Below are 11563 nucleotides of genomic sequence, written 5' to 3'. Positions count from 1 at the left end.
CAGGAGCCGGCGTCTTGGGGGGGTATTGGGACAGGCTTGCGTCGCGCGCGCCTATTGACGGCAAAAGCAACGGTCGGTAGCCTGCGCGAATGCCTGCTTCCAAGCCGTCCTTCGAAACCCTTGTCGGTGCCTCTGCCGTGGCGATTGCCGCTGCCGTCGCGAGGGCCGGCATGCGCTGGCGCAGGAAGCATGGGGCAGGCCGCGGATATTGCCGCGCGCGGTTTCCCGTATCGTCGCCGGCTGTCTCGTCGCTGGCTGCTTCGTCGCTGGGTGCTTCGTCGCAGGGTGCTTCGTCGTCGGCTGCTTCGTCGCTGGCTGATTCGTCGCTGGCTATCTCGTCGCCGGCTGTTCCGTCGTCCGCTATTTCGTCGCCTGCTACTTCGTCGCCTGCTACTTCGGCGACCGCTTTTCCTCTCTTTTCTTCCGTCATTTCCCCCGTCGTTCCTCCTGTCATTTCGGGCGTCATTTCGGCTGTCATTTCGGCTGTCATTTCGCCGGTCGTCTCAGCGGTCGTTCGCGCGGTAGTTTCGCCGCCGGTATTCCCGTCTGCCTCGCCGCCCGTCGGCGTGGTCCGGGCCGCGAACCCGCCAGCCGTGGTCGTGTTCGGCTGATTGCCGATCCGCCATTCCCGGCTCCAGTTCTCAATCATCGTCAGTCCATCCGAACGCTTGATGCGTGCGCGAGTCGGCCGCGTACGTCGCGGTTGACCCGCGCGTGGCCGATTTGGCCAGGCTAGCGGCCGTAGCGATCGCGATCCCGATCGCGATTCCGACCGCACGCGATTGCGACAGGTGATGGCCATGGCAATTGCCATCGCCTAGCCATCGCCCCGCCATCGCATCGCATCGCAACGCCACCGCCAAGCGATCCACGGAAGGACTGCCGGTCTGGAGCCTGTGCTTACCTTGACAGGTGTAAACATGTCTCTGAATCGAAATACCTGGGCCGCCTACGGCTCCACAACCTTGTTCGTGCTGCTGTGGAGCGGCGGCGCGATCTTCGCCAAATGGGGGCTGTCGCACGCGTCGGCCTTTGCCTTCCTGTTGCTGCGCTTTGTGCTGGCCTTATCCGTGTTGGGGCTGGTGGCGTGGCGGCGCAAACGATGGTTGCCCGCGCCGGGCACGCGCGGCAGCGTCGCGGCAACGGGCCTGCTGCTGATCGGTGTCTATTCCATCTGCTATCTGCTGGCGCTGGATCACGGCATCACGCCGGGGGTCCTGGCCACGTTGCTGGGTGCGCAACCCATCCTGACCTTGGCGGTCATGGAGCGGCGCTTTGACAAGGCCCGCATCGCGGGGCTGCTGCTGGCCTTGGCCGGGCTGGTGATGGTGGTGTACCAGAGCATCGGCATGGCGCGCTTTTCCGTGGCGGGCATGGGCTTCGCGTTCGCGGCGCTGGGCAGCATGACGCTGGGCGCCATGCTGCAAAAGCGCATCGAGCAGCCGCCGCTGGACGTCATGCCGTTGCAGTACGCGGCAAGCCTGGCGCTGTGCCTGCTGTTTGCCCCGTTCCAGCCGCTGACGGCGCAATGGAGCATCGGGCTGATCCTGCCGCTGCTGTGGATGGGCCTGGTGATTTCGGTGGGCGCGACGCTTCTGTTCTATCGCCTGATCCAGGCCGGCAACCTGGTGAACGTCACCAGCCTGTTCTATCTGGTGCCGGCAGGCACGGCTGCGCTGGACTATCTGGTGCTGGGCAACCGCCTGTCGGCGTTGAGCCTTGCCGGCATGGGGGCAATCTTGCTGGGGCTGATGCTGGTGCTGCGGCATCCGGCCCCAAACATCAGGCCAGCGCGACGCTAACCGGACGGGAGCGGGGAGGGGCGGATGCGATGGAACCTGCAATGGAACCTGCACCCGTCCCGGCAACGGAATCCGCAGCCGGCGCCGCCACAGTCCCGGCACCGCCATCGGCGCCCACGCTGGCGACCCCCTCCGCCTCGTCCACGCCACCCCCGGCATCCTGCCCGGCCCAGTAGCCGCTGACCAACTGCGCGGGCCGTTCCTTGGCCACGACGCGGGCGCATACCGACCAGGCATCCAGTCGGACGCTCAGGCCCGCGTAGACCCCGTGGCCGTCGCCGGCCTGGATGACGCCGTCCGCGCGCACGCCTTCACCGGCGCGGATGGAGCCGTCGGCCCGGATGTCTCCGCCGGCGATCATGCCCCAGCCCGAGGCCAGGTGGTCGCCGCAGTGAATGGCCCCGCCCGCCTGAATGCCCGAGGTGGCGTTGATGGCGTGGTCGGCGCGTACATCGCCGCCCGCCTTGATTCCCTGACCACATTGGATGGCGCCTTGCGCGCGCACGTCCTGGCCGGCGTGCAAGTGGCCGGTGACGGCCAGGTCCTGGCCCGCGCAGATGTCCCATTTGGCGCGCACGTTGCCACGGCATTCCAGGCGCGAGGCGGATTCGATGCCCCAGTCGGCGCTGATGTCGCCGCCCGCGTGGATCTCGCCACCGCTTGCGATATTGGCGGCGGCCGTGATGTTTTCGCCCGCCATGATGGTTTCTCCGGCGCGGATGCCGCCGCCCGTGATGATGCTGCGCCCGGCGCGCACCACCGTGTCCACATTGATGCCCATGCGAATTTCCAGCGTGCCCGCGAAGACGATGGCGTTGGCATCAAGCGAGTCCAGCCTGAGCACGGCATCGGTCGGGCCAAACTGATCCAGCAGCCAGTTGGCGTCGCTGATGCGGCCATCGGCGACCAGGGCGTCAAGCACGGCCTGGTAGTCCCCCTGGCCGTTGTGATCGCGGATAAACCACTTGTAGCCGCCCGCGCAGGGGTTCTTGGCTTTGACGAATTTTTTGGTGAGTTGCATGGCGCTGGATGAAGATCAATGCGTGGCCGGGCCGCCCGCCAAGAGGCAAGCGACGAAGATTCATGGGACGAGCGTTGCGCCCGGCCACGCGGCAGGGCGTACGCCGGCGTGCGCCACGGCATCGGCACGGATGTGCAAAAGCCGCCGGCGGCAGGCCGGAATCAAAAATGGGGGTAGCGGGAAAGCCGGGGAATCAGCCGGGCTTGGAGCGCGCGTAGGCGGAACGCGCGGCGACTTCCTGCGAGCTCAACAAAGTCGAGCGCAGGGCGCAGAGAACGCAGGCAGCGGGAGGGAGGGGAGAAAAATTGGATCGCACGGGGGCAGATGCTAACACCCGGGCATCGCTAGTCAAGTCGGCAAGCTGTCCCCGAAACCGGGGGCAGCTTGCCGCGCGAGCGATCAGTTCGTCGAAACGATATTGCGTTCCTTGGCGATGCGCTGGCGCAGTTCCAGTTCACGCTTGATCTGGTCGGCGTATTGGGCGGGCGTATTGCCGTCCACCAACGATCCGCCATCGGCCAGGCGCTGGACAATCTTCGGGTCTTGCAGCGCCTTCACGGCCGCCGCGTGCACGCGCTCGACCACGGCCGGCGGCGTGCCGGCCGGGGCCACCAGCCCGTACCAGGCCATGTTGTCCATTTCTGGCAGGCCGCCCTCCTTGAACGTCGGCACATCCGGCAGCGCGGGCAGGCGCTTGGGGGCGGCCACGGCCAGCGCGCGCAGCTTGCCCGCCTGGATGTGCGGCATCGAAGACGGCAGGTTGTCGAACTGGGCGTTGACCTGGCCGGCGATGACGTCGTTCAGCGCCGGACCCGAGCCGCGATAGGGCACGTGCACCATGTCTGTCTTGGTCAGCGACTTGAACAGTTCGCCGTCCAGATGGCCGATGCCGCCCGCGCCGGACGATGCGTAGCTGTACTTGCCCGGGTTGGCCTTGAGCAGGGTGATGAATTCAGCCAGCGTCTTGGCGGGCACCGCCGGGTTCACCGTCAGCACGTTCGGCACGTTCACCAGGTTGGTGATCGGCGTGAAGTCCTTGAGCGGGTTGTAGGGGTTTTTCGGATTGGTGGCTGGGTTGGTGGCCATCGTGCTGACGGTGGCCACACCCAGCGTGTAGCCGTCCGGGGCCGAACGCACCAGCGCGTCGGCGCCGATCGAGCCGCCGCCGCCGCCCCGGTTTTCCACCACGACAGCCTGGCCCAGTTCGCGGCCCAGGCCTTCGGCAACGATGCGCGCCACGATGTCGGTGGTGCCGCCAGCGGCAAAAGGCACGATCAGGCGGATGGGTTTGTTGGGGTAGGGGTCGGCGGCCAGGGCCGACGAACTAAAGCAGACGCCTGCAATGGCGGCGGCCAGGACGGCCTTGGCATGAGACAGCACGGTCAAGAGTCTTCTCCATATTGTTGTTCCGAGCCGACCGGCTTCTTGGGCCGGCGTCGGTGAAGCGTGCCTTGCCTGGATGCTGGCTTGGTCGATGCTTCGTGGGCGCAATTCCACACAGGAATCCCCCTACGGTCAACTCAGGATTCACCCTGTAGGACCCGAAAACTTTTTTCGGCCCCTTTGACGTTGCCGGAACATGCCGGCAGTTCGGCGAAAATCCCAAGCCTGACAACAACATGAACGTTTTCATCCCGTTTTTCAATGCGCAATGATTGCGCAGTCATCGTGCCGTCTTTAGCCGGGTAAATGCATAAAGTTCTGCATAACTTACAAGAATCTGATATTTTTCGGGGGAGATTCTTGGCCTGTCCTGCAAGAAAGCTATTGCGTTTGTTTCTGTCTGCGCCGTTCAATGGGGCGTTGGTTGATGTCCCCGCGGGGCAACGTGTAGTGCAGCGACGCATCGGGCCAGGGTTCCGTCCGTCTTTCAATCCCCGGTCTGTTTCGTCTTTCGCTGCCACGTGCTGGCGGGAGGGGGCCCGGACATTCTCGGAACGCCATGTCGCTGATCCTGATCCTCGCTCTGCCGTTTGCCGGCAGCCTGTGCGCCGCGCTGCTGCCTTCCAACGCCCGCAATGCCGAGGCGTGGTTGGCCGGCCTTATCGCGCTGGCCTGTGTGATCTTGATAGCCAGCTTGTACCCCGACGTGGCCAACGGCGGCGTGATCCGCGCCGACATGCCGTGGGCGCCTGCCCTGGGCCTGCAATTCACATTGCGCATGGACGGCTACGCCTGGCTGTTCGCCTTGATCGTTTCCGGCATGGGCGCGCTGGTCGTGCTGTATGCGCGCTACTACATGTCGCCGGAAGACCCGGTCCCGCGCTTCTTCTCGTTTTTCCTGGCCTTCATGGCCGCCATGCTGGGCGTGGTGCTGTCCGGCAACCTGATCCAGTTGGTCATGTTCTGGGAAATGACCAGCCTGGCTTCCTTCATGCTGATTGCCTATTGGCACCACCGCCTGGACGCCCGGCGCGGCGCGCGCATGGCGTTGACGGTGACGGGCGCGGGCGGCCTGTGCCTGTTGGCCGGCGTACTGATCCTGGGCCATATCGTGGGCAGTTACGACATGGACCGCGTGCTGGCCTCCGGCGACCTGGTGCGCGCCGACCCCTGGTATCCCGCCGTGCTGGTCCTGGTGGCCCTGGGGGCGCTGACCAAAAGCGCCCAGTTCCCGTTCCATTTCTGGCTGCCCAACGCAATGGCGGCGCCGACCCCCGTGTCCGCCTACCTGCACTCGGCCACCATGGTGAAGGCTGGCGTATTCCTGCTGGCGCGCTTCTGGCCGGTGCTGGCAGGCACCGACCAATGGTTCTGGGTGATTGGCGGGGCAGGGCTGATCACGTTGGTGCTGGGCGCCTACGCGGCCATCTTCCAGCAGGACATGAAGGGCGTGCTGGCGTATTCCACCATCAGCCACCTGGGGCTGATCACGTTGCTGCTGGGGCTGAACAGTGAATTGGCCCTGGTGGCCGCCATCTTCCACATGATCAACCACGCCACGTTCAAAGCGTCGCTGTTCATGGCGGCGGGGGTGGTGGACCACGAAACCGGCACGCGCGACCTCAGCCGGCTATCCGGCCTGTACAAAGCCATGCCGATCACCGCCACGCTGGCCATGGTGGCGGCCGCGTCGATGGCGGGCGTGCCCCTGTTGAACGGTTTCCTGTCCAAGGAAATGTTCTTCGCGGAAACCACCTTTGTCAGCGGCGACCGCTGGACCCAGGTCGGCCTGCCGTTGCTGGCCACGATTGCCGGCGCGTTCAGCGTGGCGTATTCGCTGCGTTTCATCCTTCAGGTGTTCTTCGGCCCCCCGGCCACGGACCTGCCGCGCGCCCCGCACGAGCCCCCCGGCTGGATGTTGTTCCCCAGTGCCTTGCTGGTGTTCATGTGCTTGCTGGTGGGTATCGTGCCGAGCCTGACGGTCGGCCCTTTCCTGGCGACCGCCGCGCAGAGCATCCTGGGCGCAAACATGCCTGAATACAGTCTGGCCGTCTGGCACGGCGTGAATCTGCCGCTGGTGATGAGCATGGTGGCGACGACGGCGGGCGTGCTGCTGTACCTGGTTCTGCGTGCGCACCAGCGCGCCAACCCCGGCCGCGTTCCCTTCATCTACCGGCTGGACGGGCGGCGCACGTTCGAAGCGCTGCTGGACGGCTCCAGCGTGGCGGCCGCGTGGCTGCTGCGCTGGGTGGCCTCGTCGCGTTTGCAAGTGCAGATGCTGTTGATCGTGCTGGGCTCGTTGTTCGTGGCCTGGCTGCCGCTGCGCGCGGGCGGGTGGCTGGAAGGCACCGGCCGCATGACGCCCGTGGACCCGGCGTTTGCCTTGCTGTGGCTGGTGGGCGGCGCGTGCGCGCTGGGTGCGGCGTATCAGGCCAAGTACCACCGTCTGGCGTCCCTGGCGCTGGCGGGCGGCGCGGGGCTGATCACCTGCCTGACGTTCGTCTGGTTTTCCGCGCCTGACCTGGCGCTGACCCAGTTGTCGGTGGAAGTGGTGACGGTGGTGCTGTTGCTGCTGGGCCTGCGCTGGCTGCCGCGCCGGATCGCGAAGGACGACGAAGAGCCCCTGAAGGCCACGCTGCTGGCTCGCGGCCGCCGGCTGCGGGATCTGCTGCTGGCCACCGCTGCCGGCACCGGCATGGCCGCGCTGGCGTATGCGGTGCTGGTGCGCCCGCAAGGCGACACGATTTCGTCATTCTTCGTTGACCGCGCGCTGCCCGACGGCGGCGGTACCAACGTGGTGAACGTCATCCTGGTGGACTTCCGCGGCTTTGACACCTTTGGCGAAATCACGGTGCTGGGCATCGTCGCGTTGACGGTCTACGCACTGCTGCGCCGCTTCCGCCCCGCCGCCGAAAGCGCGGACCTGCCTCGCCAGCAGCAAGAGCAGGACGGCGGCGTGCCGGCCGCGCCGGACATCAAGTCCCTGGTGCCCAGCGGCTCGATGATGGTGCCCACCGTGCTGGTGCGCCTGCTGCTGCCCACCGCCGCGTTGATTTCCGTGTATTTCCTGCTGCGCGGCCATAACCAGCCGGGCGGGGGATTCGTGGGCGGGCTGATCTTCGCCACCGCCGTCATCCTGCAATACATGGTGGGCGGCGTGTACTGGGTGGAATCGCGCAGCCGCCTGAATCCGCAGAATTGGATCGGCATCGGCCTGCTGGCCGCCGGCATCGCCGCCGTGACCGCATGGCTGGCCTACAAGCCGTTCCTGGCCGCGCTGGCCTGGGACGTGGCGCTGCCGCTGATCGGCCATGTGCATTTGTCCAGCGTGCTGCTGTTCGACCTGGGCGTGTACATGCTGGTGGTCGGCTCTACGGTGCTGGTGCTGGTGGCGCTGGCCCACCAATCGCTGCGCGCGCAACGCAAGGCCGCCGCCGAGATGCAGGCGGCCGCCATACAAACAGGGGAAGCCTGATGGAATTGATTTATGCCATCGCGATCGGCGTGTTGGCGGGCTCAGGAGTCTGGCTGCTGCTGCGGCCGCGTACCTTCCAGTTCATCATGGGCCTGTCGCTGGTTTCCTACGCGGTGAACCTGTTCATTTTCGGCATGGGCCGTCTTACGTCGGCTCGTCCGCCTGTCATCGACCCGGGCATGTCGCATGACCCGTCCTGGTACGCCGACCCGCTGCCGCAGGCGCTGGTGCTGACGGCCATTGTGATCGGCTTTGCCACCACCGCGCTGTTCCTGGTGGTGCTGTTGGCCTCGCGCGGCCTGACCGGCACCGACCACGTCGATGGACGGGAGTCCCAATCTTGAGTTTCTGGCTGCAACATCTTCCTGTCCTGCCCATCATCGTGCCGTTGTTTGCCGGCGCGGCCATGCTGCTGCTGGCCGACACCAGCCGTTATGCGCGCGGGGCAATTTCCATGGCGTCCACGTTGGCCCAGCTGGCAGCCGCCATCGCCTTGCTGGTGGTCGCGGGCGGCGGCGTGCCGGGCGTCTGGCCGCAAGGCGTGGGCGTTTATCTGGTGGGCGACTGGCCCGCGCCCTTCGGCATCGTGCTGGTCGTGGACCGGCTGGCGGCGGTGATGCTGACGCTGACGGCCGTGCTGGGCCTGGCCACGTTGACCTATTCGCTGGCCCGCTGGGACCGCGCCGGGGTGCATTTCCATTCGCTGTTCCAATTCCTGCTGATGGGCCTGAACGGCGCCTTCCTGACCGGCGACCTGTTCAACCTGTTCGTCTTCTTCGAAGTGCTGCTGGCGGCGTCCTATGGCTTGCTGCTGCACGGCTCGGGCGTGGCGCGCGTCAGCGCCGGCCTGCAATACATTGCCGTGAACCTGGTGGCGTCGTTCCTGCTGTTGATCAGCATTGCGCTGATCTATGGCGTGACCGGCACGCTGAACATGGCGGACCTGGCCTTGCGCGCCGGCAACCTGACGGGCGCCGAACGCATGCTGTTCGAGGCCGGGGCGGCCATTCTGGGCATCGCTTTCCTGGTCAAGGCCGGCGCCTGGCCGCTGAACTTCTGGCTGGTCAAGGGTTACGGGTCGGCCAGCGCGCCCATTGCCGCCATGTTCTCCATCATGACCAAGGTCGGCATCTATGCGCTGCTGCGTATCGGCTCGCTGCTGCTACCGTCGGGCGCGCCCGCCGCGTTCAGCCTGGACTGGATGTTCGCGGCCGGACTAGCCACGCTGCTGTTCGGCGCGCTGGGGTTGCTGGCGACCCAGCAGCTGGAAAAGATCGTGGGTTATTGCGTGATCGTCTCGGCCGGCACCTTGTTGACCGCGTTGGGCATGCCCGGCGTCACGCTGACCGGCCCCGCGCTGTTCTACCTGCTTAGTTCCGTCCTGACGACCGGCGCGTTTTTCCTCTTGGCCGAATTAATCGAACGCACCCGCAGCTTTGGCGCCAACGTGCTGGCCGTGACGCTGGACGCGTTCGACCTGGACGACCCCACGTCGGTCAACCGGTCCGACGATGTGGTCGGCGTGGCCATTCCGGCGGCCATGGCCTTTCTGGGGCTGGCGTTCATCTGCTGCGCCTTGCTGGTGACCGGCCTGCCGCCCCTGTCCGGCTTCGTGGCCAAGTTCTCGCTGTTGTCGGCCGCCGTGTCCGCCGCCACGGAATCGGCGCCGCCGATGGACGCATGGATTTTGGTTGCCGCCGTGCTCGTCTCCGGGCTGGCGGGCCTGGTGGGGCTGGGACGCACCGGTATTCGCGTCTTCTGGGCCAGCGACGACCGCAGCACGCCGCGCTTGCGCCTGATCGAAGCCGGGCCGGTTGCCGTGCTGTTGCTGTTGTGCGTGGGCCTGGCGGCGGGCGCGGGCCCGGTGTCGGCCTATCTTGACGACGCGGCGCGCTCGCTGGACCAACCCAAGTCCTACATCGAAGCCGTCATGTCCGCGCAAACCGTGCGCGGCCTGAAAGGGGGAAGCTGATGCGCCGCGTTTACTTCCTGTTCCTGCCCGTTTTCCTGTTTGTCTTGTGGCTGGTGCTGAATGAAAGCCTGTCGGCCGGCCAGATTGCGCTGGGCGCCGCGCTGGCCTTGTGGTTCACGTGGGCGGCCTCGCGCCTGCGCCCGCTGCACGCGCGCCCGCGTCGTCTGTGGAAGGCCGTGCCGCTTTTCCTGCACGTGACGGCGGACATCATCCGGTCCAACATCGCCGTGGCCAAGCTGATCCTGAGCCCCCGGCGCAATGAATTTTCACCCGGCTTCATCATGATTCCGCTGACCATGCGCGACCCGCACGGGCTGGCGATGCTGGCTTGCATCGTGACCTACACGCCGGGCACGGTCTGGGTGGACCTGACCGCCGACCACCGCCTGAAGCTACACGTGCTGGACCTGCAAAACGAGCAGCACTGGGTCGACCTGGTGCAGCAGCGCTACGAGCGCCCGTTGATGGAGATGTTTGAATGACGATAAATACCGCACTGTATTGGGCGGCATCCTTCGCCCTGGTGTGCTTTGCGCTGGGCATGGTGTGCGCCACCATCCGCCTGTTGCGCGGCCCCACCGCGCAAGACCGCGTGCTGGCGCTGGACACCCTGTATATCAACGGCATGCTGATGATGCTGGTCTTCGGCATCCGGTCCGGCTCCTCGCTCTATTTCGACATTGCGCTGCTGATTGCGCTGTTCGGTTTTGTAGGGTCCACGGCGATGGCGCGTTTCTTGTTGCGCGGCGAGGTCATCGAGCCATGATGAACGCCGCCATTCCCTTGTGGGCCGGCATCCCCGCCTGCGCGCTGCTGGTGCTGGGCGGGCTGTTGGCGCTGACCGGTTCGGCCGGGCTGCTGCGCTTTCGCAGCTTCTATGCGCGCATCCATGCGCCCACGCTGGGCAACACGCTGGGCTGCGCCTGCGTGCTGCTGTCCTCCATCCTGGTGTTTTCGGCGTGGTCCGCGCGACCGGTTTTTCACGAGGTCATCATCACCTTGCTGCTGGTGGTTTCGTCGCCCGTGACCGCCATGTTGCTGATGCGTGCGGCCACCTATCGTCATCGCCTGACGAAGGCCGACGCGGACCAGGACGCGCGCTAAGGCTGTAACAAGCGACACGGCATGTGAACGCCGGAAATCGTGCTGCAACGCGGCAATATCACTGACAGGGGCCAACCGCCCCTGTTTTTCTTTGTGCGGCGACAGCGGGGCGGCGGGGGGCTTGAAGCGGGCTTGAAACGTAACCTTACGAAATCACGTCGCTGGTCATGTGCCCGGCGCACACTCGTGGGATAGTGGTTTTCAACAAGCGGTGCAGCGGTACTGAAGACGGCACCGCTTTCGGTTCAATCTCGGTTCAATTCTAGTAAGGAGCTGGCCATGAACGTACGACCCATGCATACGAAACGCCTTGCGGCATCCCTTTGCGCGGCAGGCTTGATGCTGGCTGCGGGGGCGGTCCACGCGGCAGATGCGATCGGCCGCGCTGCCATCCAGTCCCAGTACGAGCAGGACGTGGCGAACTGCAAAAACGGCAAGACCAACCAAGACCGCGCGACCTGCATGCGCGAAGCCGGTGCGGCGCGCGATGAAGCCCTGCGCCAGAACCTGAAGGACGGCTCGTCCGACCAGCTTCAGCAAAACATGGTGGATCGCTGCAACCGCCTGCCCGCGGGCTCGCGTCAGGACTGCCTGACGCAGATGAGTTCGCCCACCAACGTGCGCGGCAGCGTGCAGGGCGGTGGCGTGCTGCGTGAAACGGTGATCCAGGTGCCGGCCGGCACGGTCCCGCCCGCCAGCACTGTCCCGCCCGCCGGCACCATGCCGTCGACCGGTGCGATGCCGCCGGCCACATCCCCCGGCATGGCGCCGCCGCCGGCGGCGCCGGGTGCGCCGATGCGCTGATC

General features: G+C 66.1%; 10 protein-coding genes. 8 read left to right on the top strand and 2 right to left on the bottom strand.

What is annotated here, in order from left to right; translation table 11 throughout:
• Positions 1-920 precede the first annotated feature (920 nt).
• Positions 921-1802, top strand: a complete 882-nt coding sequence (locus AC6LJY_RS18185) for a DMT family transporter (protein WP_498136499.1) — start codon at positions 921-923, stop codon at positions 1800-1802.
• On the opposite strand, the gene AC6LJY_RS18180 is transcribed toward AC6LJY_RS18185, so the two are convergent.
• Positions 1783-2823, bottom strand: coding sequence for a hypothetical protein (locus AC6LJY_RS18180; RefSeq protein WP_498136498.1), 1041 nt, complete (start codon positions 2821-2823; stop codon positions 1783-1785). The genes AC6LJY_RS18185 and AC6LJY_RS18180 overlap by 20 nt on opposite strands.
• A gap of 399 nt (positions 2824-3222) precedes the next feature.
• Positions 3223-4209: a Bug family tripartite tricarboxylate transporter substrate binding protein gene (locus AC6LJY_RS18175; protein ID WP_046805010.1), complete on the bottom strand. Its 987-nt coding sequence runs from the start codon at positions 4207-4209 to the stop codon at positions 3223-3225.
• A gap of 556 nt (positions 4210-4765) precedes the next feature.
• Here AC6LJY_RS18175 and AC6LJY_RS18170 point away from each other — a divergent pair.
• From AC6LJY_RS18170 to AC6LJY_RS18140, 7 genes are all read left to right on the top strand, one after another.
• Positions 4766-7681, top strand: coding sequence for a monovalent cation/H+ antiporter subunit A (locus tag AC6LJY_RS18170; RefSeq protein ID WP_046805009.1), 2916 nt, complete (start codon positions 4766-4768; stop codon positions 7679-7681).
• Entirely contained in the window at positions 7681-8025 is a 345-nt protein-coding gene (locus AC6LJY_RS18165; RefSeq protein ID WP_498136497.1) for a Na+/H+ antiporter subunit C, read from the top strand. The genes AC6LJY_RS18170 and AC6LJY_RS18165 overlap by 1 nt, the downstream gene beginning before the upstream one ends.
• Positions 8022-9653 (top strand): monovalent cation/H+ antiporter subunit D, encoded by a 1632-nt coding sequence (locus tag AC6LJY_RS18160; RefSeq protein ID WP_046805007.1) that lies wholly within the window; start codon positions 8022-8024, stop codon positions 9651-9653. Before AC6LJY_RS18165 ends, AC6LJY_RS18160 begins: the two co-directional genes overlap by 4 nt.
• Positions 9653-10135 carry a Na+/H+ antiporter subunit E gene (locus tag AC6LJY_RS18155; RefSeq protein ID WP_046805006.1) on the top strand — a complete coding sequence of 161 codons (483 nt, stop codon included), beginning with the start codon at positions 9653-9655 and terminating at the stop codon, positions 10133-10135. Before AC6LJY_RS18160 ends, AC6LJY_RS18155 begins: the two co-directional genes overlap by 1 nt.
• A complete protein-coding gene (locus tag AC6LJY_RS18150) occupies positions 10132-10419 on the top strand; it encodes a K+/H+ antiporter subunit F (RefSeq protein WP_046805005.1) in 288 nt (95 codons plus the stop codon). Before AC6LJY_RS18155 ends, AC6LJY_RS18150 begins: the two co-directional genes overlap by 4 nt.
• The gene (gene mnhG, locus AC6LJY_RS18145; protein WP_314355612.1) at positions 10416-10757 is read left to right on the top strand and encodes a monovalent cation/H(+) antiporter subunit G; all 342 of its coding nucleotides are present in this window, start codon (positions 10416-10418) and stop codon (positions 10755-10757) included. The genes AC6LJY_RS18150 and mnhG overlap by 4 nt, the downstream gene beginning before the upstream one ends.
• A gap of 279 nt (positions 10758-11036) precedes the next feature.
• Positions 11037-11561: a hypothetical protein gene (locus AC6LJY_RS18140; RefSeq protein ID WP_314355613.1), complete on the top strand. Its 525-nt coding sequence runs from the start codon at positions 11037-11039 to the stop codon at positions 11559-11561.
• Positions 11562-11563 lie beyond the last annotated feature (2 nt).

This window comes from Achromobacter sp. RT286_PF (assembly GCF_059760425.1).
Note: the sequence above shows the minus strand (reverse complement) of the source record. Positions and strands in the feature narration are given on the sequence as shown.